The organism is Streptomyces sp. NPDC104096 (assembly GCF_055584385.1).
Genome location: NZ_JBVJMD010000014.1, coordinates 39,430 through 60,746, shown reverse-complemented (window position 1 = coordinate 60,746; position 21,317 = coordinate 39,430). Strand labels below are relative to the sequence as shown.

Below are 21,317 nucleotides of genomic sequence, written 5' to 3'. Positions count from 1 at the left end.
CGTCGCCGTCAGCCGCCGTACGCCGCCCGCAGGGCGTCCCGTACGGCGGCCAGCGCGTCCGCCTCGCCGAGCCCGAGCCGTCGGGCCCGCTCCACGTACGCCTGCGCGGCCGACGCCAGTTCCCGCTCCGCGGCCGCCCCGGCCGCCGCGATATACGTCCCGTGCCGCCCGCGCGTCTCGATCACGCCGTCCGCCTCCAGCGCCCGGTAGGCCTTGGCCACCGTGTTCGCCGCGAGGCCCAGCGACTCGGCCAGTCCGCGCACGGTCGGCAGCCGGTACCCCACCGGCAGCACCCCCGACCGCGCCTGCTCGGAGATCTGCGTCCGTACCTGCTCGTACGGCGGGGCGCCGTCATCGATGTCGATCTTCAAGGTCACGGGGTGATTGTCCCGCACCCGTCGGTGCCGCGCCCGAAAATCGGAGGCGTCCCGGCCGGTCCCCCACGTAGCGTGCGCCTCCATGACGATGATCGTGCGTGATGTGCGAGCCGGGGTCCGGGCGGACGCCGAGGGTTTCGCCCGGGTCCGGCGGCTGGCGCTGCCCTTCATGGTGTCCACCCCGAAGTCACTGGTGCACGACCTCACCCGCACCCACCCCGCCGCGCGTTACCGGCCGTTGGTCGCGGAGGAGGACGGCGAGATCGTCGGCACGGCCCAGGTGGGTCTGGCGCACGAGAGCCCGGAACCGGGGCAGGGTTACCTCAACGTGTACGTGCACCCCGGGCGGCTGGGGCGCGGTGCCGGTTCGCTGCTGACGCGGGCCGCCGAGAAGCACCTCACGGCCGAGGGCGCGACCAGGGTGTTCAGCTGGGTCCTGGACGAGCCGGACAACCGCGCCTTCGCCGAGCGGCGCGGCTACCGGGCGAGCCGTTCCGCGCACTTCCTGCGTCTCGACCTCGCCCACGGCACGCTGCCGCCGCTGCCGGACCTGCCGCCGGGCGTCGAGCTGCGCACGGCCGCCGACTTCGCGGCCGATCCGCGCCCGCTGTTCGAGCTGGACGCGCAGGGGGCGTCGGACGAACCGAGCGACATCGCCCTTGAGTTCACCGACTACGCGGCCTGGCTGGACGAGACCTGGAACCACCCACTGCTCAGTCGTGAGCTGACCTCGGTGGTACTGGTCGACGGGCGCCCCGCCGCCCTCAGCGCGGCCCACACCGACGGCGCGAGCCGGTACTCCAGCGCCATGACCAGCACCGCCCGCCCCTTCCGCGGCCGGGGCCTGGCCAAACTCGCCAAGACCGCCTCCCTGCACCGCGCCCGCGCGGCCGGCTGCACGGAGGCGTTCACGGGCAACGACGCCGGCAACGACCCGATGCTCGCGATCAACGCATGGTTCGGATACGAGATCTGCGCAACGGAGGTGCGGTATGTCCGCGAACTCGGCTGATTCGGCCCGCATGGTGGATGTCGTCCTGGTCAAGGGCGGCCGGACGAAGATCCGTTACCCCGCGGAGCTGCTCCAGGACGACGGCACCCGGATCGTCGTACGCGCGCCGTTCGCGAGCGGGGCCGTCCGCGACTTCGGCTTCGTGCGCTTCGAGCCGGGGGACGTCTTCACGGAGTACTACTGGCGGGACCGCTGGTACTCGGTGAAGGAGCTGCGTGACCCGGTGGGCGCGCTCAAGGGGTGGTACTGCGACATCGCCCGGCCCGCGGCCCTCTCCGGCGCCGAACTCGTCGTGGAGGACCTCGACCTCGACCTCTGGCGCTCCGCCGACGGCCACGACGTACGGCGCCTGGACGAGGACGAGTTCGAGGAGAGCGGCCTCACCGAGCGGGACCCGGTGGCCGCGGCCGCCGCCGTGGCCGCCCTCGACGAGCTGGAGCGCCTGGCCCACGAGGGCGGCTTCGACGAACTCCTGGTCCAGAGCCGCCCCGCGCGCCCATCGATTTGACCGAAGCGACGGAGGACTGTCGCCGGACTCACCGGAGCGTCGCCACCACCGCGTACCGCTCGTCGGTCACCTCCCTGCCCCACAGCGGCACGTCGTCCGACAGCCGCTCCAGGCGCACCTCGTCGGCCCACGGCGCCACGAGGGACAGGAGCCGCTCGGCGGGTATGCCGACCGGGTCGAGGGTGCCCCACACGCCCTCGACCAGCACGAGCCGGCCTCCCCCGGCGCGCAGCAGGCCCCGCCAGTGCCGCAGGGCACGGCCGGGGTCGGGCAGGGCCCACAGCAGATGCCGTACGAGGACGGTGTCGAAGCGCCGCTCGCCCACCGGCGGGGCCGCCGCGTCGCCGACGAGGAACGCGGCGTCCCGCCCGGTGAGCTTGTGGCGCGCGAGGTCCACCATGGCCGGGGACCGGTCGACTCCGGTGACCCGGTGTCCCTGCTCGGCCGCGAGGAGCGACAGGCTGCCGGTGCCGCAGCCGAGGTCGAGCACGTGCCCGGCCCGTGCGGGCAGCCAGTCGCGCAGCCGCCGCGCCCAGGCGTCCCGCACCCGGGGGTCCCGCAGCCCGTGGTCCGGCTCGTCGTCGAACGTGGCGGCCTGCGCGTCCCAGTCCACGTCCGTCGAGGTCACGGCGGTGCGGGCCGTGCTCCCTGCCGTGCCGTCCCCGGTGTTCCGGCCCCTGGTGTCGTCTGTGATCCCGTCCGTCATGCGGCAAGCGTGACACCCACCACTGACAATCGAATCGTGACTCCCGCCACTGACAGGAGGCCGCCGATGAGGAACTCTCCCCGAAAGCGTCTGCTCCCGTGAGAACACGGGTCACGGCAGGCACTCGAAGGAGGCAGCCATGCGCCGCATCACCGTGCAGAAGCCCCTGAGGAAGACGGACAGCCGCCGGGTCCGCGAGGACGCCGAGGCGCGCCCCGACCGGCGGCCCGAGGTCCGCAAGGACATCGCCCGGACCTGGTGGCCGGACGGCTGACCGGACCGGTCCCACGCGCCGGTCAGCGCGGTCGGCGCAGCCGCTTGCGGTAGTGGACGCGGTCGTAGGGCCCGTCGACGCGCTGTTCCACGACCTCGTACCCGTACTTCGGGTAGATCCTCCGGTTCTCCCACATCAGGGCGTTCGTGTAGAGCCTGACCTCGGGCAGGCCCAGCTCACGCGCGCGTGCGTCCACGAACTCCAGCAGTCGCCGCCCCACCCCGCCGCCCTGTGCGTCGGGGTGGACGGCGATGCTGTCGAGGAACAGATGGTCCTCGTGCGCCTCCAGCACGACGAGGCCGGTCACCTCGGCGGTCCCGGGTCCGCCCGTGACGAACACCCGGCCCGCGGCCACGTCCGCCGCGTGGTCCGCCTCCATCGGCTGCGGCACCACACCGATCCGCTCGATGTAGTGGCGGTAGGCCGCGTCGGTCACGGCCCGCACGGCCGGTACGTCGGCGGCCACGGCAGGCCTGATCCCCTCGTGCGTCATGCCGTGCACGGTACCTACCTGATCCCAGCCTGAGCACTCCCTTAAGACGATCCTAAGGATCACCCTCGACCGCCTCCGACAGGCGATTTCGCGGTTTCCTGGGGCTAGCTTGCTGATCACCCCACGGGTTCCGGCCCGCCCGAAGGACCGTTTCGAGGAGTTCCCCCATGCCTGCTCGCCGCAAGCTCGCCGTCGCCGCCGCGCTGGGCACGGCCCCGCTCGCGCTGACCGCCCTCGCCGCCGCCCCCGCGTCCGCGCACGGCTCGATGGGCGATCCGGTCAGCCGGGTCGCGCAGTGCTACGCGGAGGGCCCCGAGAGCCCGAAGTCGGACGCCTGCAAGGCGGCGGTCGCGGCGGGCGGCACCCAGGCGCTCTACGACTGGAACGGCATCCGGATCGGTGACGCGAACGGACAGCACCGGGCGCTCGTCCCGGACGGCAAGCTGTGCAGCGCGAACAACGAGGAGTTCAAGGGCCTCGACCTGGCCCGCGCCGACTGGCCGGCGACCGCCGTGCACAGCGGCTCGTACACCTTCAGGTACCGCGTGACCGCGCCGCACAAGGGCACCTTCAAGGTGTACCTCACCAAGGCGGGCTACGACCCCGCCAAGCCGCTGGCCTGGTCCGACCTGGACCTGGAGCGCCCGGTGGCGACGGCCACGGACCCGGTCGCCACCGGCGGCTTCTACACGTTCTCCGGCACCCTCCCCGAGCGTGCGGGCAAGCACCTGCTGTACGCGGTCTGGCAGCGCTCGGACAGCCCGGAGGCGTTCTACTCCTGCTCGGACGTCGCCTTCGGCGGCTCGTCCGGAAACAGCGGCTCGACGGGCGGCGGCTCCACGGGCAGCGGTTCCGCCGCGGCCCCGGCCGCCTCCGCGCCCTCCGAGCGGCAGATAGAGGCCGGTGCCGACAAGTCGACGATCGAGCACCACGGCCACGGGGACGACGACGCCCGTACGTCCGCGGAGCCGACCACCGGGGCGAGCGCCGGAGCGACCGCGGAGGCCACCGCCGACGCGGCCACGGAGACGGCCACCGAAGCGGCGGCCCCGGCCGCGCCGACGACGGCGGCCAACGACCCGAAGGCCGCCGTCGTCGGCGAGAACCTGGCCGAGACCGGCGGCGACCCCCGTACCCCGTACTTCGCGGTCGGCGGCGCGGCGGCGCTGGCGCTGGGCGCGGCCGCGCTGTTCGCCTCGGTGCGACGGCGTGCGGTGAGCGGCGGCCGGCACGGCCGCTGAACAGGACTCCGGGGCCTGACCGGCGGCTCAGGCCGGACAGGCCCCGGCGGAACGACCGCGCGTCAGCTGAGGACCGACGCGCAGGTGGTGGGGCTGGCGTGGGCCGGGTCGAGGGCGTTCGCCACCTCGTGGAAGGCGATCCGGTCGGTCACGCCGAGCAGCGCGTGTTCCGAGAGGTCGAGCGAGCACAGGTCCTGGATCAGCACGTTCTTCACGTCGGACCCGCTCAGGAACTGGCTCTGGTACGGGGTGACGACCTCGTCGTACTTGCTGGCGATGACCGTGTAGTGGACGCCGGGCACGGTGTCGCCGCCCTGGTTGAGCCTGGTCATGAAGTCGGACCCGACGACCTGCTGGGCGAGTGCGGGGGTGGCCAGGGTGAGCAGGTCCTCGGCGCCGGGGAAGTACGGCAGCAGCTTGGCGAGCCCGCTGAGGGTGGTGCCGTGGCTGTTGGGCGCGATGCCGACGAGGGCGTTCACCTTGGCGGCGCCGCCGAGGAACTTCAGGTAGTAGCGGGGCATCATGCCGCCCTGCGAGTGGCCGACGAGGTCGGCCTTGGCGGTGCCGGTCGCGGCGAGCACCTTGTCGACGAAGGCGGACAGCTGCTCGGCCGACTTGTCGATGGGCCCGAGGCCGTGGATGAGGGGGACGCCGGTCAACTCGCCGTAGTCGAAGGAGAAGACGCAGTAGTCGCGGCTCGCCAGGTAGGGGGCGAGGGACAGCCAGTTGTCGACGGAGTTGGCGAAGGTGCCGTGGACCAGGACCACCGGGCGGGGGTGGGCGGCGGACGGCTTGCAGGAGTAGTCGTTCCAGCCGTGGCTGGGAGCCGCGCTCGCGGCGGCGGACACACGGGCGGCGGACGCGTGGGCGGCGGTGGCGGGGACGGTGGCGACCGCGGCGGTCATCAGCAGCGCGGCAAGCGGTCTGAGCACTCGCTTCCAGGGCAGCATCGGGTGATCTCCTTGCGGCTCATGGGGGGTACGACGGCATTACGCCCTGTGATCCGGATCACGGGATGCTGTTCATCCGTCAAGTTACGGGCGGGTAGCCCCGGTGTGAAGTTACGCGTCAGTAAAAAGTTCCCAGTGGTCACTGGCGGGGTCGGGGCGCAACGGACGAAGCGTCACCAGGAAGGCCTGAGCGGGCCGTAGGGCGCGATACGCACCAAGTGCTCGCACAACAAGCCCACTTCGGACTCGCCCAGCAGCCCGGCCCACTCCCCCACGATCTCGGCGATCGCTTCCTCCGCCGCCCGGGTGCAGGCCCAGCCACGCTCGGTCAGCACCACGAGCCGGGCCCGCGCGTCCTCGGGATGCGGCCGCCGTTCGGCGTACCCCTTGCGCACGATCTCGTCGACGAGCTGACTGGCGGCCTGCTTCGTCACCCCGAGGTGGGCGGCGAGATCGGTGACCGTCGCGCCGTCCGGCGCGAGCCGGGCGAAGGCGAAGCCGTACGCGGGCCGCCCCTCGAACCCCCGCGCGACGACACCGTCGTCGACACGTCTGGTCAGGTCGCCTGCGGCGGCGAGCAGGGCGGTGGCCAGGGCGAGGGCTTCGGATTTCTGCACGGTCGCATTGAAACACCCTCGACGAACCGGTCAACCCCCTTGACGAGTTGGTCAACCTCCTTGACCATGTAGTCAAGCGACTTGACCACTTACGAGGAGGCACCCATGCCCGTCATCCGCTCGTCCGACGCCGTCACCCACGAAATGCACGGCGCCCGGTTCGTCTCGCACGCCGGCTCCCACACCGGCAGCAAGCAGCTGTGCGCCTGGCGGGGCGAGATCCCGCCGGGGACCAGGGCGCCCGCGCACACCGTCGACCGGGAGGAGATCCTCCATCTGCTCGACGGCGAGCTCGTGGTCACGCTGGACGGCCGCACCGACCGCGTCACCGCCGGCGACACCCTGATCATCAACCCCGGCGCGACGCTCACCGTCGAGAACCACTCCGACCGGACCGCGATCTCCTGGGTCACCAGCTCCATCGGACTGGAGGCGGAACTGGCCGACGGCACCCGGATCGCCCCGCCCTGGGCCCGCTGAGAGCGAGGCCGCCGTCGGCGCGCAGTTCCACCGGTTCGGCGAGGCTCCAGGCGGCGCCCGTCACGCCGAGACCGCGCGGGCCGCGCCGCTGCACCACCCCGCGCCCCAATAGCGGCCAGGAGCGGAGGACCGTGTGGGCGCAGGCGTCCGTGCCCCGCTCGGAGGCCCGCTCGGCCAGTCGCTCCGGGCGGCCGGTCAGCCGATCCGGGCGCCGAAGGCCGACAGCGCCTCGGTGACCGGCTGGAAGAAGGTCACGCCGCCCGCGGTGCAGTCGCCGCTGCCGCCGGAGGTGAGGCCGATCGCCGCGTCGCCGTCGAAGAGCGGGCCGCCGCTGTCACCGGCCTCGGCGCAGACGTCCGTCTGGATCAGACCGCGCACGGTGTCGCCGTTGCCGTAGTTCACGGTGGCGTCCAGGCCGGTGACCGTGCCGGAGCGCGCCCCGGTCGTCGCACCGCTGCGGGTCACCCGCTCGCCGACCCTGGCGTCGGCCGCCCTGGTGACGGCCCGCGCGGACCCGTTGTGGAGGTCGACCTCGCTCGGGTGGGCCACGTCCGCGGTGTACTTGACCAGACCGAAGTCGTCGCCCGGGAAGCTGGACCGCTCGTTGCTGCCGATCGTGGCGCCCCGGGAATCGGTCCAGGTGGGGACCGCCTCGGTGCAGTGTCCCGCGGTGATGAAGTACGGCTGCCCGCCCTTGACCACGTTGAAGCCGAGCGAGCAGCGGCCGCCCGGGCCGGCGATCGCCTCGCCGCCGGCGATCAGGGGCTTGAACTCCCCCTTGCCGCGTCTGAGTTCGACGACCGGGCCGAGCCGGTCGACGACCTCGCCGAGCCTGGCCCACTCGGCGCCGGAGACGGTGCGGTCGGCGGTGACGACGATCCGGCCGGTACGGGAGTCGGTCACCCAGGAGGTACCGGGCACGGTCGCCTCGTCCGCGAGGATCGCGCGGGCGCGCTTCAGCTCGGCGAGGTTCCCGGCGAGCGTCGCGGCGAGGTTTCCGGCCGCCGCGGCCGACAGGACCCTGGGCGTGGACGCCCCGGCCGACTCACCGGCGTTCGCATTCTGGAAGGGGACTCCCGCGACGAGCAGCGCGGCGACACCCGCAGCCGCCACGGCCGCACGGCGTCCGGGTGTGCGTCGATACTTCAACTCATGTCCTCCTGCGGGAGGCCGGCCCGACGGGCGACGGGGACCCGACGGGCCGGAAGGCCGGTTGACGAGCGTCAACTCTTCCGAGTCGCACAGGGAGCACACAAGGTCGACTTCGGGGCGCGCACGGCGGCTCTCGCACGCCCCGGCGCGCCGACCGGCCTCAGCACCCGATGACTCGCCGTCAACCGATGACTCGCCGTCAACCGGTGACTCGCCGTCAGCCGGTGAGATCTACTCCTGCCTTGAAACCGCCCCTTCGCGATCCGGGTTCAAGGGGTCCGCGACCGGATGGAGTTGCTGCTCCACGGGCAGCTCGGTCACCGGAGCCGACGGCGGGACCGGCTGCTGAAGCGGCGTCGGCTGCTGGACCGGGACCGGCTGCGGGACCGGCTGCTGGGCCTTCTCCAGGAAGCGCAGCAGCTCCACCGGGAAGGGCAGGACGAGCGTGGAGTTCTTCTCGGCGGCGACCGCCACCACCGTCTGCAACAGCCGCAGTTGCAACGCGGCGGGCGTGTCCGCCATCTGCTGCGCGGCCTCGGCGAGCTTCTTCGACGCCTGGAGCTCGGCGTCGGCGTTGATGACCCGGGCCCGCCGCTCCCGGTCGGCCTCGGCCTGGCGGGCCATGGAACGCTTCATGGTCTCGGGCAGGGACACGTCCTTGATCTCGACCCGGTCGATGGAGACACCCCACTCCACGGCCGGGCTGTCGATCATCAGCTCAAGACCCTGGTTGAGCTTCTCCCGGTTGGACAGCAGGTCGTCCAGCTCGCTCTTGCCGATGATGGACCGCAGCGAGGTCTGCGCCATCTGCGCGACGGCGAACCGGTAGTCCTCGACCCGTACGACCGCCTCGGCCGGGCCGATCACCTTGAAGTAGACGACGGCATCCACGCGCACGGTCACGTTGTCGCGGGTGATGCCCTCCTGGCCCGGCACCGGCATCGTGACGATCTGCATGTTGACCTTGCGGAGCTTGTCCACGAACGGCACGATCATCGTGAATCCGGGTCCGCGCACCTCGGGCCGGAGTCTGCCGAGCCGGAACACCACGCCCCGTTCGTACTGCTTGACGACCCGCGCCGCCGTCATCATGTACACCGCTCCGGCGGACGCGAGCACCGCTCCCGCCGCCACCAGCTCCTCGACCATCACGACCCCCCGGGGTCCGACGTGGGTGCCGCCCGGGCCGGCACCGCCCGCGGCATTCACCACGTCCGACGGTAACGCCGACGCCCGGACAAGGGCGAGCCCCCGCACGCCGGTTGCGTACGGGGGCCGACCGGTCCGCCGACCGCGGACCGCGAACCGGGCAGGACGTCAGCCGACGCTGACGCCGTAGTAGCTCAGCGCCTCGGTGACCGGCTGGAAGAACGTCGTGCCGCCGGAGGTGCAGTTGCCGCTGCCGCCGGAGGTCAGACCGTAGGCCACGGAGCCCGAGTAGAGCGGGCCGCCGCTGTCGCCGCCCTCGGCGCAGACCGTGGTCTGGATCATCTGGTACACGACGTCACCACTGCCGTAGTTGACCGTGGCGTTCAGCGCGGTGACCCGGCCGCTGTGCGTGCCGGTGGTGGAACCACGACGGTAGACGGTCGTGCCCACGCTCGGCGTGGCCGCGCTGCTGATGGTCTGGCTGCCGACGGAGCTCGGGTGCGCGGCCGAACCGGTGTAGCGCACCAGCGCGAAGTCGTTGGTCGGGAAGCTGTAGCTGACGTTCGAGCCCAGCACGGTGCTCTGACCGGAGTTGGAGTACCAGGTGGAGGCGACCTCGCCGCAGTGGCCCGCGGTCAGGAAGTAGTAGGTGCTCCCGCTGTGCACGTTGAAGCCGAGCGAGCAACGGTAGCCGCCGCCGTAGATGGCGTCGCCACCGGTGATCAGCCGCTTGAACTGGCCCGGGGTGTGCTTGATGGTCAGGGCGCCGGCGTTGCTGCCCGCGTCCGCCTTGATCTGTGCGATCTCGGCGTCGGAGACCGTGCTGTCGACGGTGACGACCACACGGTTCGTCTTGGCGTCGACGGCCCAGGCGGTGCCCGCGATGTCGGACCTGAGCACGGACTGGTTGACGTTGCTGAGCTGGTTCGCGCTGAACGTCTGGACGTCGGTCGCACTCGCGGTGGGGACGGCGAACGCGGCTGCGGCCACGAATCCGGTCGCCACGGCGATCAGCCGGGTCCGTCTCGCGATGCCGCTTCGAAGGGTGGTGCGCTTGATCCTCACTTTTCGTTCCCTCCCAGGGGAATTCGGGGGCCCGCGTGGGGTCGAGGCCCGTGAGGCGCAGCCGGGGAAGGCCGCCCGGATTTCGGACGTGCCGTGTCCCTGACAAGCGCTGTGGGGGAGTATTCGACCGCACGGCCGACGCGCGCAAGGGCGCCTTTCGGCCGTGCAGCCTTCAACTTAACTACGCCCTCGGACGGTTGCCCCCACCGTCAGGCCAAGTCCCGCTCCCCCGCGGCGATCGCGACGCACAGACCGTTCTCGCAGCGGGTCACCCGGCGTGCTCAGATCCCGCAGTCGCAGCACTCACAGCACTCACAGCAGTCGCAACAGCCACTGCAATCACCGCAGTCACCACAACTGCCGCAACACCCCTCGCGCCTCTTGCGCGACCAGGGTCCCTCGTAGCTGTCGGCACAGCACACCTTGCAGGTGCAGCAGAGCCCGATCGCGACCGCGCACCCGGCCCAGAAGCCCCGCTTGCCGGGGCTCGGCGGCAGCCCGCCGAAGGGGTTGCCTCCGTCGGGACTCCCATAGGGGTTGCCGCCGTCCGGACTCCCATAGGGGTTCCCCGGCACCGGCCCCGGCGCCTTCCCCCGCCCGGGCCCCTGCCCCGGCCCCTGTGGCGGGAAAGCGCCCTCCGGCGTGTGCCCGCAGGCTTCCGTCCCGAACGCCCGGTCCACCGACCGCCGCAGTTCGTGCGCGAGCAGCAGATGGGCCAGCCGGCCGTCCGCGAACTCCACCTCGCGCAGGGCGAGCCGGATGCCGTGCAGCGCGTCGTCGGCGAGCCGCCGGGCCTCGCCGAGCGGGGTGCCGGTCGCGGTGAGCGGGTTCCAGGCCCCCGACGAGGCGTCGGCCTCCCGGTCCTCGACGGCGTCCAGCAGATGTGCGAGCCGCCCGAACAGCCGTCCGGCCTCGGCCAGCGGGACGGCGTTGCCCGGCCGCCCGGCCAGCACCGCGGTGTGCGCGAAGGCCGCCGCGGTGGCCGTCTCGGTGGGTTCGGTGACCGCCAGGATCGGCGTCCCCGGCCCGGCCAGGGTCTCCAGACCGGTCTGCCGGTCCACCGCCTCGACGAGCACGGCGGTGTCGAACCCGACGGCACTCCCGCCGCGCGCACCAGCCCGCTCCCAGCTCCGGGCGACCCGGCGGGCGGCGAGCGCCACCGGCCTGCGGGCCAGCAGCCCGTCCCCGTCGGCGACATGGTCGTGCACCTTGGCCGAGGCGAGCACCAGCGAGACGGCGGCGGCGAGCCGGGCGCCCTCGCCGTTCGCGACGGACGCGGTGCGCATACCGCGCAGCGGGCAGGGGCCCGCCGTACGCCGGCCGCCACCCTCGGCCGCCGGGCGCTGAGCCTCCGTCAAAACCGATATGAGCAGCCCGTCATAGTTCGTCACGATGCGCGCGAACTGTCCGTGGTCGGCGCGAAGGGCGAGGCAGAGCCCGCACAGGTGCGCCATCCACTGGGCGCGCAGCCCCTCACCGAGACGGTGGCTGCACGGCCTGACGATTCCGAACAAGACGACCCCCCGTGGTCCGTACGGCGTCGAACAGCCGCATCGTATCGGCTGCCTTGCCGGCCCTCCGTTCACCCGTACGCACCGCTCGTCACCCGTCCGCCGCGAAGAATCATATTTCACTCATAGTCAGCAGCCGCATACAGCACGACCCTTGGGGAACGCGGGCTCTCGACGGATCGACTGTGCACCAGTACCGTCACAAACCCCCCGTGCGGCGTCTATCCACTTGGCGCGACATCCGCATCATGGACGACCATAGGGATGCGGATAGCAAGAAAGACCGCTGTGAGAGGAGGCGTCCATGGGATCTGTGCGCAAGGCGAGTGCCTGGCTTGGCCTCGTCGACGACAACGATGACGAGCGTTACTACGACGACGACTACTCCGAGGGGACCGACTCCGGGGCCGCCTGGGTCACCGACCCGCGGGTCAAGGTGGCCACGGACACGGCCGAGGAGAAGGGCCGCCGGATCGGCACGGTCACCCCGGACAGCTTCCGGGACGCCCGCGCCATCGGCGAGATGTTCCGGGACGGTGTCCCGGTCATCATGAACCTCACCGCCATGGAGGCCGCCGACGCCAAGCGCGTCGTCGACTTCGCGGCCGGACTGATCTTCGGACTGCGCGGCTCGATCGAGCGTGTGTCCACCCGCGTGTTCCTGCTGACCCCCGCCGACACCGAGATCGTCAGCGGGGAACCGGCCGCACGCCGTTCCGACGGCTTCTTCAACCAGAGCTGAGGCAGGGCCGACCACCGGCCCTGCCCCGGCGGGGGCCCACCGGCCCTGCCCGGCGGAGTCTCACCGGAAGGCGTCGAGCCCGGTGAGCGCCTTGCCCAGCACGAGCTGATGCATCTCGACGGTGCCTTCGTACGTCAGCACCGACTCGAGGTTGGTCGCGTGCCGCATCACCGGGTACTCCAGGGAGATCCCGTTGGCACCGAGGATCGTCCGCGCCGTACGGCAGATCTCGATGGCCTCCCGTACGTTGTTCAGCTTGCCGAAACTGACCTGCTCGGGACGCAGGCGGCCGGCGTCCATACGCCGCCCGAGGTGATGGGCGAGCAGGATCCCCTTGTGCAGCTCGACCGCCATGTCGGCGAGCTTGGCCTGGGTGAGCTGGAACCCGCCGATGGGCCGTCCGAACTGCTCCCGCGTCCGCGCGTAGGAGACGGCGGCCTCGAACGAGGCGCGCGCCGCGCCCATCGCGCCCCAGACGATGCCGTAGCGGGCGTGGGAGAGACAGCTCAGGGGGCCGCGCAGCCCGACGGCCTCCGGCAGGAGGGCGTCGGCCGGCAGTCGTACGTCGTCGAGCACGAGCTCACTGGTGACGGAGGCACGCAGGGACCACTTGTGCTTGATCTCCGGGGCGGAGAACCCCGCGCTGTCGGTGGGCACGGCGAAGCCCCGGATCCCGTCCTCGGTCTGCGCCCACACGACCGCGACCCCGGCCACCGACCCGTTGGTGATCCACATCTTGCGGCCGTTGAGCACCCAGTCGGAGCCGTCGCGCTCGGCGTGGGTGCGCATGGCGGCGGGGTCGGAGCCGTGGTCGGGTTCGGTGAGTCCGAAGCACCCGATGACCTCGCCGGCGGCCATGGCGGGCAGCCAGCGCTGCCGCTGCTCCTCGCTGCCGAACCGGTGGATCGCGTACATGGCGAGCGACCCCTGCACGGAGACGAGGGAGCGGATGCCGGAGTCGGCGGCCTCCAGTTCCAGGCAGGCGAGTCCGTACTGCACGGCGGTGGCGCCCGCGCAGCCGTATCCGTCGAGCGACATGCCGAGCGCGCCGATCCCGCCGAGTTCGCGGGCGAGCTCCCGGATGCCGGGCAGCTCCCCCTTCTCGTACCAGTCGGCGACGTACGGCAGGACGCGGTCGGCGGCCCAGCTGCGCACGGTGTCCCGGACGGCCAGGTCCTCGGGGTCGAGCAGGTCGTCGATGCCGAGGGGGTCGGTGGGGTCGAAGGGGGGCGACTTCGGGGACACGGACACGGGACACCCTCCGGCAACTCAAAACTAGCGCCGCTAGTTACGGCTCGACCGCGGCCGACGTTACGACGCCGTGTGCCCCACGTCCAGCCTGACGCCGTGTGCCCTACGCCCTGCCCGACGCAGGGTGCCTCGCATCCGGCCCGACGCAGGGTGCCTCACGTCCGGCCCGGCGCGACCCATGTCCGACCCGCCGGTCTCCCCCGCCGCCCGTCGCCCGCCCCCTGAGGTCTGCCCGCGGCCCGGCTTCCCGGTCGTGGTCTGCGCGCCGCCCGCCTTCCCGCGCGGGTCCGCCCGCCGGACGCCCGGCGGCGCCCCCGCGCGCCCGCCGCCCGCTCGGAGGGGGGGGGCGGCCGCTCACGCCGAGACGCGCGGCTCCGTGGTTTCCTCCGCAGGGACCGGGACCCGGAGGAGCCCCGGGACCTCCTCCGTCGGGACACGGGGCCGGGCGACCTCCCGCGGCACCGGTACGGCGGGCGCCGACGCGTCCTCCTCGCACTGCATGACCCTGGGCAGCCGCAGCGCCATCACCGCGCCCAGCAGCAGCAGGCCCGCGCTCACCAGCAGCGTCACATGCAGCCCGTGCACGAAACTGTCCCGGGCGGCCCGGCGCAGGGCGGCGCCCGCCGGACCCCCTAGCCGTCCGGCCACGTCGTAGGCCTCGCCCAGGGAATGCCCCGCCGCGGTCGAAGCGGCCGCCGGAACACCCGGCACGGAGGCGAGGCCGGGCGCGTACGCCGCGTTCATCACCGTGCCCAGCAGGGCGATCCCGATCCCGGCGCCGAGCTGGTACGACGTCTCGCCGATCGCCGAGGCCCCGCCGGACTGCGCGGGCGGCGCCTCGCTCAGCATGGACTCGTACGCCCCGAACAGCGTCGTCTCCAGCCCGAAGCCGAGCAGCACGAACCCGGCCAGCAGCAGCGCCGGGTTGTCCGAGCCGCCCATGGCGGTCAGGGTCACCACCGCGGCCGCGGTGAGGCAGAACCCGGCGCACACCATCCGCCGCGGCCCGAAGCGCCGCAGCAGCCGCGCCCCGGCCAGCCCGGCGGCCATCGCCGCGACGGTCAGCGGCAGCAGCCGCAGCCCCGTGCGCAGCGGCGAGAGTCCCAGCACCAGCTGGAGGTACTGCGCGGCGATCAGCTCCAGGCCGACCAGCGCCAGCATCGCCAGCACGATGCACCCCACCGAGACGCTGAACGCCGGCCGGGCGAACATCCGCAGGTCCACCAGGGGATGCGGGCGGTGCCGCTGACGCCGTACGAACAAGGTGAGCAGCACCGCGCCCAGCACGAGCGGCAGCACGGTGAACGCGCTCGCCGCCGGTTCGCCGGCGCCGAGCCGCTTGACGCCCAGCACCACGCCGAACAGTCCGGCCGCGGCCATCAGCGCGCCGACGACGTCCCAGGGTCCCTCGCCGTTCCCGGTGGACTCGGGCAGCAGCGCCCGGCCGACCGGCAGGCTCACCAGCATCAGCGGGATGTTGACCAGGAAGACCGAGCCCCACCAGAAGTGCTCCAGCAGGAATCCGCCGAGCAGCGGCCCGACCGCCGCGCCGACCGCGGCGACCGCGCTCCAGATGCCGATCGCCATCGCGCGTTCCCGCCGGTCGGGGAAGACCTGCCGCAGGATCGAGAGGGTCGCGGGCATGATCATCGCGCCGCCGACGCCCAGCAGGGCCCGCGCGACGATCAGGGTCTGCGCGTCCTGGGCCAGCGCGGCCAGGCCGGAGGCGACCCCGAACAGCGCGTACCCGAGCAGGAGGATCCTGCGGCGGCCCACCTTGTCGCCCAGGGTGCCGAAGAGGATCAGCAGCGAGGCGCAGACGAGCGGGTAGGTGTCGACGATCCAGAGCAGCTGCATCGCGTCGGGCCGGAGGTCCTCGGTGACGGCCGGCACCGCGACGTGCAGCACGGTCGCGTCGACGGCGACGAGGAGCAGGCTGACGCACAGGACGACGAGCACGACCCAGCGGTTGGCACCGGCCCCGGCCGCCCGGCGGCGCAGCGCGGCGGCCGTGGTCGTCCCGGCCATGTAGTACCTCCCAGAAGATCCCTCGGGGTGCGGCGGGCTCACAGGGTCGGGGACTTCCCCATGACTCGGCCGGAGAGGAGCGGTGGTCTCCGGCCCGCGCAGTTCGCACGCGAGTGGCACGTCAGCGTACGCGAGTTCGTTCCCGCGCCCAGTGGCGGACCTCTCACACCTGGTGGGGATCCCGTGTGGCGTAGGCCACTGCCCCCTTCCCCGCACGCCCCGCCGGGCCGTCCGGTTCCGGGCGCGGTCGATAATCGGACCCGTGACCCCTCCAGTGACGCGTACGGCGTCCCCGCCCGCCGCCGCCCTGCGCCGGGCGGCTCCGGCTCTCCTGGGGTACGCGGCCGTGCGCGCCCTGGGTCTGCTCGCGCTGACCCTGTTCGCCCAGGCGCGGGGCAAGAACGCGTACACCCTGCTGACCGGCCGGTGGGACTCGCTCTGGTACACGAGGGTCGCCGAGCTGGGATACGGCTACGAGGTGCGCCTGCCGAACGGCGACGTCCACTCCAATCTGGCCTTCTTCCCGTTGCTGCCCTGGCTGGAGCGGCTGCTGCACACGGTCACCCCGCTGTCGTACGCCGGCGCCGGACTGGCCGTCTCCCTGCTCGCCTCGCTCGCGGCGGCCTGGGGGATCTTCGCGGTGGCGGACCTGGTGTACGGCCGCCGGGCCGGTGTGTGCGCCGTGCTGCTGTGGGCGGTCCTGCCGGTGGGGATCGTGCAGTCGATGGCGTACAGCGAGTCGCTGTTCACCGCGCTCGCCGCCTGGTCCCTGTACGCGGTGCTGACCGGCCGCTGGCTGACCGCCGGGCTGCTGGCCGCGCTGGCCGGTCTGACCCGGCCGGTCGGGCTCGCCGTGGTCGCGGCGGTGTGGACGGCGGGCATCGCCTCGTTCGGGCGAACAGGGAGCGAAACGCGCCCAAGGGGCGCACATACAGAGGAGCGCGCCCCTTCCCGCACGCGTCGCGCCCTCGCCATGCTGATCGCGCCCCTCGGCGCCGCGGGCTACGTGTTCTGGGTCGGCCGGCACACCGGCAGGGGCCCGCTCGGCTACCTCGACGTGCAGGCGGGCTGGCGCAACGGGTTCGACGGCGGCTACGCCTTCGCCCGCTTCGTCGCCGACAAGTTCACGTCGTTCCCGTCCGCCCTGGCCGGCGCCGGGCTGGTCATCGGGGTCGGCCTGGTGATCTGGCTGTACGTCGTCGGGGTACGGCAGCGCCAGCCGCTGCCGCTGCTGGTGTACACGGGTGTCGTCACCGCGCTCGCGCTGTGCGCGTCGAGCTACTTCGGCTCGAAGCCGCGCCTGCTGCTGCCCGCGTTCCCGCTGCTGCTGCCGCTCGCCCTGGCCCTGGCCCGGCTGCGCACCTCGAGGTCCGCGCTGGTGGCGGGTGGTGTCGCGGTGCTGTCGGCCGTGTACGGAGCGTCGTGGCTGAACGGCTCCGGCCCGCCGTGACCGGCCCCGGCCGGCCGGTGAGCGTCCGGATAATTCCACCCCAGGATTCGGTGAACGAATTCATAAGTGACATAAAACCGCTCCCTAGAATGATCAAAGGAATTGCAGGGACCGGCATCACGGCATTGACGAAACAGAGGAAATAGAGCCTCGCCTGAGAGGAATCCCACATCACATCGTCATCACAAACACGCTGAATCGACCGGGAACTGAGCTCACTCGCTGTAACGTCGATTGGGTGCGTACCGAACGAAAGCTCACCCGTCTGGACCGGGTGTTCGCCAGGCTGGACCGTGAGCCGGAACGGCCGGCTCACATCGATGTGCCGAGGATGAGCCGGCACAGGATCGTGCTGTTCAGCGCGACCCTTGCCTTCTACCTGGCGATCGTGTGGGCCGTGGTGATCACCTCATGGCTGGTCCGGCTCGACTGGCAGGTCATGTTCTTCCGGCCGTACCAGCAGTGGCCGCAGATCCACGCCTTCCTCGACTACTACGTGGTCCTCGGCCAGCGCGGCCCGACGGCCGTGATGGTCGCGGCCTGGCTGGGCTGGCGCTCCTGGCGTCAGCACACGCTGCGCCCCCTGCTGAGCCTGGGCGCCTCCCTGCTGCTGCTGAACCTCACGGTCGGCGCCGCCAAACTGGGCATGGGCCGGCTCGGCCCGCACTACGCGATCACCATCGGCTCGAACGAGATGGGTCTGGGCGGCGATATATTCCCCAGCGGCCACACCGCCAACGCGGTGGTGACCTGGGGGATTCTGGCGTATCTGGCCTCCACGCCGAGAGCGCGCCGCTGGCTGTCCGCGCTGTCCGCGGTGACCTCGCTCGGGGTCGGCCTGACCACCGTCTACCTCGGCACGCACTGGCTGAGCGACGTGGTCCTCGGCTGGGCGGCGGGCCTGCTGATCCTGCTGGCCCTGCCGTGGTTCGAGCCGGTGGTGGCCGGCGCCGAGACCGCGCTGTTCGACCTGCGGGACCGCCTGCGCGACCGTCTGCGCGACCGGCGCTCCGGCACGAAGGTCGCTCCGGTGCCCGCCCCCGCGTCCCCGGTGGGTGCCCCGGTGCTGCTCAAGCCCCGTACCGCGGCCCAGGGCGAGGCCGCGGCGGCCCGCGAGGCGACCGTCCAGGTGCGCCCGCAGCGGACCCCCGTCCACCTGGCCCCCGGACCGCACACCGCCCGCTCGGAGCGCACCCCGGCCGCCCCGGCGGGCAGCCGCCGACCGCCGCCGCACCCGGACCGCCTGCCCCGGGGCGCGGCCGCCTCGACGGCCCGCCCCCTGACCGGCGGCTGACCCCCGCGCACGGCGGGGCCGCCGGTACGCACCACCCGGCCGCGCGACGACGAGGGCCCGGCTCCTGCGGCACAGGAGCCGGGCCCTCGTCGTCGCCGCGCGCGTCAGCCCTTCCAGGCCCGCGTCACCCTGCCGTCCCGCACCTCGAAGTTCAGCCGGCCCACGCGGTACTCCATGGTGATGACCGTGCCCGGCGGCAGCGAACGCACCGCCGTCCAGCCGCGCTCCCGGGCGAGCCGCTCGGCACGCCCGGCCTCCAGGCCGACATACGTCTCCGGACTGTCCTCGGGCTCCGCGGGCGGAGTGGGAATCGGTGCCATGCCGCCACGCTAGGCCGTGGGCGGCTTCCCCGGAAGGCCCGACTGCGCCATGGATCACTCGGGTCACACTTCTGTCACAGGATCACGACATACGTTTCGATCGAACTGCGTCACACGATCGGGCGGTTGCACAGCTCTTCCGCGGGTATTCGAACGCAATTACCGTACGCCTGTCCGGCCCCGTGAAATGGGCGATGGAAAATACCGGGATAACCGCTCCGGAGCGGTGTTCCCCGGCGATTTCACACGGGGGCGCGGGAGCTGACGCCACATAGGAAATTCACGGCTCCATCACACGCTCCCCGTACGGCCCCCGCCGGGAACGGGACGGCGCGGGCGGCACGGCGGAGGCGTCACGGCGCGGCCCGTGAGCCCGTGGGCACAGGTGCGGCACGGGCTCCGGCGGGCCCGGGGCGCGGCCTCGCACCCGCCGACCCGGCACGACTTCACCGCACCGCCCCGGATCCGCCCGGAGTCCCCGGCGTCCGGTCCGCGCCGTCCCGAGTACGCGGGCCGGGACCGGCGGACCGGGCCAGCGCCGCGTCCAGCCGGTCCCGGGCCGCCCTGATCGCCTCGACGAGTTCGGCCGGTTCCAGCACCTCGAACGGCAGGCCCATCATCATGACGTGGACGACCATCACGTCCAGGTTCGTGGCGCCGGTGCGCAGGACGCAGGCGTCGTCGCCGTCGGCCTCCAGCGTCCCGGCGGAGGGCGAGACCCGCTCGGCGGCCTCCTGCAGCGGCACCAGCAGCCGGACGGCGGCGTGTGCGGCGTACGCGCGCGTGGAGACCCCCCGGGAGACATAGGCGGCGAGGTCCTCGGCGGGCGGCTCACGGGGCGTGAAGCGCGGTCCGTGCGGCGGTCTGGGCGTCATGCGGTCGACGCGGAAGGTCCGCCAGTCCTGCCGGTCGACGTCCCAGGCGACCAGGTACCAGCGGCGTTCGGTGCACACCAGGCGGTGCGGCTCGACGCTGCGGCGGGTGGCCGCGCGGTCGTGCCCGAGGTAGTCGAAGCGCAGCCGTTCGGTGTCCCGGCAGAGGTGGGCGAGTTCGGTGAGCACGGCCGGGTCCACGGCGGACGGCCGCGGGCCGCGCAGCATGGGCACGGTGAAGGCGTTCAGGGCGGCCACCCGTCGGCGCAGCCGGTGCGGCAGCACCTGCTCCAGTTTGGCCAGGGCGCGTACGGAGGTCTCGTCGATGCCCTCGATGCCCTGCCCGGCGGCCGTGCGCAGTCCGACGGCGACGGCCACCGCCTCCTCGTCGTCGAGGAGCAGCGGCGGCAGTTCGGCGCCGACGCCGAGTTGGTAGCCGCCGCCCGTGCCGGGGCTGGCGTTGACCGGGTAGCCGAGTTCACGCAGCCGGTCCACGTCCCGGCGCACGGTGCGCGCGGTGACGCCGAGCCGGTCGGCGAGTTCGGCCCCGGACCACTCGCGGTGGGCCTGCAGGAGCGAGAGCAGGCGCAGCAGTCGTGCGGAGGTCTCCAGCATGGTCGAAGTGTCGCGCACGGGGCGCACGGCGGCCGCCCCCCGCCGTCTCCCGCGCGGGAGAGGGTGGGGGGCGGGCGGCTCAGAGGTCGAGGCGCTGTCCGGGCAGGATCACGTCGGGATCGTCGCCGATGACGGCCTTGTTGGCGGCGTAGATCCGCCGCCAGTCGGTGCCGTGCCGGGCCGCGATGCCGCTGAGCGTGTCACCGGGGCGGACGGTGTAGTCGCCGTGCGAGGCGCCGCGGGCCGGGTGCTCCGTCGGACGGGCCGGCGACGTCGACTGCTTCGAGGACTTCGACTCCTTCGAGGACTTCGTCGACTTCGAGGAGTGCGAGGAGTGCGTGGACTTCGACGTCGACGACGATGTCGACCTCTGCTTCGACGGGGCGGCCCCGTGGTTGCCCGCGGGGGCGCTGCCGGACGCTCCGGCGCGCGCCGCGCAGGTGGGCCAGGCGCCCCAGCCCTGGGCGCCCTGGACCTTGGTGGCCACGGCGATCTGCTGGGACCTGGTGGCCCGGTCGGCGGTCGGGGCGTAGGCGCCGCCGCCGTACGCGCGCCAGGTGCCGGCGGAGAACTGGAGGCCGCCGTAGTAGCCGTTGCCGGTGTTGATGTGCCAGTTGCCGCCGCTCTCGCACCGGGCTATGCGGTCCCACACCGCGCCGTCCGCCGCCGCCGCGTTGCCGGCCGTGGCGAGCAGTCCGAGGGGGGCGAGCAGTGCCGCCCCGGCGAGGACCGCCGTCGTACGGGTCTTACGGGTGATGCCGCCGTTGGTATCGGCACATTCGGACATGTGAGTCCCTCTCGAACAACTCGGGGTCCCCCGAGCGGACCGTTCCGACCGCGTACGGACGCGGTCGGCACGCTCCGCCCGTCCGCCGGACGGTGGTGCTGCGCCCTGTTGCGGCGCGGTCGGCGGACTTCCCGAGCGGTGCTCTGTGCACACGGCGGAGGAATGTAGAGAGCGGACCGCGGCGACATCAACCAACTCCCCGTCGTCCCAGGCCAGTTCATGGTTACCGCGGGTATCGGCGAAATCCGGCCACCCACTTAATTCGCCGATTTCCGCATTTGTCGACCAGGCGCCGAGGCGATTTGTGACTCACTTCACCAAATGAACTTCCTTGACTTTCTCCACCCTTGACGTTGAGTGTCCGATTCCGCACCCGCCGTGACCCTGTGCGGTGGATGGTTCGATTCCGTTCGCCCGGGAGCG

At 72.6% G+C, this 21,317-nt stretch carries 22 protein-coding genes; 8 read left to right on the top strand and 14 right to left on the bottom strand.

What is annotated here, in order from left to right:
- Window positions 1–8: 8 nt before the first annotated feature.
- Window positions 9–377, bottom strand: a complete 369-nt coding sequence (locus tag ACZ60B_RS17285; protein WP_469387745.1) for a GntR family transcriptional regulator — start codon at window positions 375–377, stop codon at window positions 9–11.
- A gap of 82 nt (window positions 378–459) precedes the next feature.
- Here ACZ60B_RS17285 and ACZ60B_RS17280 point away from each other — a divergent pair, with 82 nt between their 5' ends.
- Together ACZ60B_RS17280 and ACZ60B_RS17275 are read left to right on the top strand one after the other, a co-directional pair.
- The gene (locus ACZ60B_RS17280; protein WP_469387743.1) at window positions 460–1,389 is read left to right on the top strand and encodes a GNAT family N-acetyltransferase; all 930 of its coding nucleotides are present in this window, start codon (window positions 460–462) and stop codon (window positions 1,387–1,389) included.
- Window positions 1,370–1,897: a ribonuclease FAU-1 family protein gene (locus tag ACZ60B_RS17275; RefSeq protein WP_469387741.1), complete on the top strand. Its 528-nt coding sequence runs from the start codon at window positions 1,370–1,372 to the stop codon at window positions 1,895–1,897. The genes ACZ60B_RS17280 and ACZ60B_RS17275 overlap by 20 nt, the downstream gene beginning before the upstream one ends.
- Before the next feature lie 28 nt (window positions 1,898–1,925).
- Here ACZ60B_RS17275 and ACZ60B_RS17270 read toward each other — a convergent pair whose 3' ends face one another.
- Entirely contained in the window at window positions 1,926–2,603 is a 678-nt protein-coding gene (locus tag ACZ60B_RS17270; protein ID WP_469387739.1) for a class I SAM-dependent methyltransferase, read from the bottom strand.
- A 139-nt stretch (window positions 2,604–2,742) separates the two neighbouring features.
- Here ACZ60B_RS17270 and ACZ60B_RS17265 point away from each other — a divergent pair, with 139 nt between their 5' ends.
- Complete coding sequence (locus ACZ60B_RS17265) at window positions 2,743–2,877, top strand: hypothetical protein (protein WP_351608694.1); 135 nt, start codon at window positions 2,743–2,745, stop codon at window positions 2,875–2,877.
- Between the two features lie 22 nt (window positions 2,878–2,899).
- On the opposite strand, the gene ACZ60B_RS17260 is transcribed toward ACZ60B_RS17265, so the two are convergent.
- A complete protein-coding gene (locus ACZ60B_RS17260; RefSeq protein ID WP_469387737.1) occupies window positions 2,900–3,370 on the bottom strand; it encodes a GNAT family N-acetyltransferase in 471 nt (156 codons plus the stop codon).
- A 167-nt stretch (window positions 3,371–3,537) separates the two neighbouring features.
- On the opposite strand from ACZ60B_RS17260, the gene ACZ60B_RS17255 reads away from it, so the two are divergent.
- Window positions 3,538–4,611, top strand: coding sequence for a lytic polysaccharide monooxygenase auxiliary activity family 9 protein (locus ACZ60B_RS17255; RefSeq protein WP_469387734.1), 1,074 nt, complete (start codon window positions 3,538–3,540; stop codon window positions 4,609–4,611).
- Between the two features lie 62 nt (window positions 4,612–4,673).
- On the opposite strand, the gene ACZ60B_RS17250 is transcribed toward ACZ60B_RS17255, so the two are convergent.
- Entirely contained in the window at window positions 4,674–5,561 is an 888-nt protein-coding gene (locus tag ACZ60B_RS17250; RefSeq protein WP_469387732.1) for an esterase/lipase family protein, read from the bottom strand.
- Between the two features lie 173 nt (window positions 5,562–5,734).
- Window positions 5,735–6,178 carry a MarR family winged helix-turn-helix transcriptional regulator gene (locus tag ACZ60B_RS17245; protein ID WP_469387730.1) on the bottom strand — a complete coding sequence of 148 codons (444 nt, stop codon included), beginning with the start codon at window positions 6,176–6,178 and terminating at the stop codon, window positions 5,735–5,737.
- 105 nt (window positions 6,179–6,283) lie between these two features.
- On the opposite strand from ACZ60B_RS17245, the gene ACZ60B_RS17240 reads away from it, so the two are divergent.
- Complete coding sequence (locus ACZ60B_RS17240; protein ID WP_469387728.1) at window positions 6,284–6,658, top strand: cupin domain-containing protein; 375 nt, start codon at window positions 6,284–6,286, stop codon at window positions 6,656–6,658.
- Between the two features lie 195 nt (window positions 6,659–6,853).
- Here ACZ60B_RS17240 and ACZ60B_RS17235 read toward each other — a convergent pair whose 3' ends face one another.
- From ACZ60B_RS17235 to ACZ60B_RS17220, 4 genes are all read right to left on the bottom strand, one after another.
- A complete protein-coding gene (locus ACZ60B_RS17235; RefSeq protein ID WP_469387726.1) occupies window positions 6,854–7,807 on the bottom strand; it encodes a S1 family peptidase in 954 nt (317 codons plus the stop codon).
- A gap of 234 nt (window positions 7,808–8,041) precedes the next feature.
- Entirely contained in the window at window positions 8,042–8,959 is a 918-nt protein-coding gene (locus tag ACZ60B_RS17230; protein ID WP_469387900.1) for a slipin family protein, read from the bottom strand.
- Window positions 8,960–9,127: 168 nt separating this feature from the next.
- Complete coding sequence (locus ACZ60B_RS17225; protein ID WP_469387725.1) at window positions 9,128–10,024, bottom strand: S1 family peptidase; 897 nt, start codon at window positions 10,022–10,024, stop codon at window positions 9,128–9,130.
- 281 nt (window positions 10,025–10,305) lie between these two features.
- Window positions 10,306–11,538 carry a DUF5685 family protein gene (locus ACZ60B_RS17220; RefSeq protein ID WP_469387723.1) on the bottom strand — a complete coding sequence of 411 codons (1,233 nt, stop codon included), beginning with the start codon at window positions 11,536–11,538 and terminating at the stop codon, window positions 10,306–10,308.
- Window positions 11,539–11,839: 301 nt separating this feature from the next.
- Here ACZ60B_RS17220 and ACZ60B_RS17215 point away from each other — a divergent pair, with 301 nt between their 5' ends.
- Window positions 11,840–12,277 carry a cell division protein SepF gene (locus tag ACZ60B_RS17215; RefSeq protein ID WP_384734619.1) on the top strand — a complete coding sequence of 146 codons (438 nt, stop codon included), beginning with the start codon at window positions 11,840–11,842 and terminating at the stop codon, window positions 12,275–12,277.
- A gap of 60 nt (window positions 12,278–12,337) precedes the next feature.
- Here ACZ60B_RS17215 and ACZ60B_RS17210 read toward each other — a convergent pair whose 3' ends face one another.
- Both ACZ60B_RS17210 and ACZ60B_RS17205 read right to left on the bottom strand, forming a co-directional pair.
- Window positions 12,338–13,528, bottom strand: coding sequence for an acyl-CoA dehydrogenase family protein (locus tag ACZ60B_RS17210; protein ID WP_469387721.1), 1,191 nt, complete (start codon window positions 13,526–13,528; stop codon window positions 12,338–12,340).
- A gap of 354 nt (window positions 13,529–13,882) precedes the next feature.
- On the bottom strand, window positions 13,883–15,556 hold the full coding sequence (locus ACZ60B_RS17205; RefSeq protein ID WP_469387719.1) for an MFS transporter: 1,674 nt from the start codon (window positions 15,554–15,556) through the stop codon (window positions 13,883–13,885).
- 262 nt (window positions 15,557–15,818) lie between these two features.
- Here ACZ60B_RS17205 and ACZ60B_RS17200 point away from each other — a divergent pair, with 262 nt between their 5' ends.
- Entirely contained in the window at window positions 15,819–17,006 is a 1,188-nt protein-coding gene (locus ACZ60B_RS17200; RefSeq protein ID WP_469387717.1) for a mannosyltransferase family protein, read from the top strand.
- 238 nt (window positions 17,007–17,244) lie between these two features.
- Complete coding sequence (locus ACZ60B_RS17195) at window positions 17,245–18,300, top strand: phosphatase PAP2 family protein (protein ID WP_469387715.1); 1,056 nt, start codon at window positions 17,245–17,247, stop codon at window positions 18,298–18,300.
- Window positions 18,301–18,404: 104 nt separating this feature from the next.
- Here ACZ60B_RS17195 and ACZ60B_RS17190 read toward each other — a convergent pair whose 3' ends face one another.
- The 3 genes from ACZ60B_RS17190 to ACZ60B_RS17180 all read right to left on the bottom strand — a co-directional run bounded on the left by ACZ60B_RS17190 (window position 18,405) and on the right by ACZ60B_RS17180 (window position 20,894).
- Window positions 18,405–18,620 (bottom strand): I78 family peptidase inhibitor, encoded by a 216-nt coding sequence (locus ACZ60B_RS17190; RefSeq protein WP_469387712.1) that lies wholly within the window; start codon window positions 18,618–18,620, stop codon window positions 18,405–18,407.
- Window positions 18,621–19,066: 446 nt separating this feature from the next.
- Window positions 19,067–20,107 carry a helix-turn-helix transcriptional regulator gene (locus ACZ60B_RS17185; protein WP_469387710.1) on the bottom strand — a complete coding sequence of 347 codons (1,041 nt, stop codon included), beginning with the start codon at window positions 20,105–20,107 and terminating at the stop codon, window positions 19,067–19,069.
- A 79-nt stretch (window positions 20,108–20,186) separates the two neighbouring features.
- On the bottom strand, window positions 20,187–20,894 hold the full coding sequence (locus tag ACZ60B_RS17180; protein WP_469387708.1) for a LysM peptidoglycan-binding domain-containing protein: 708 nt from the start codon (window positions 20,892–20,894) through the stop codon (window positions 20,187–20,189).
- Window positions 20,895–21,317 lie beyond the last annotated feature (423 nt).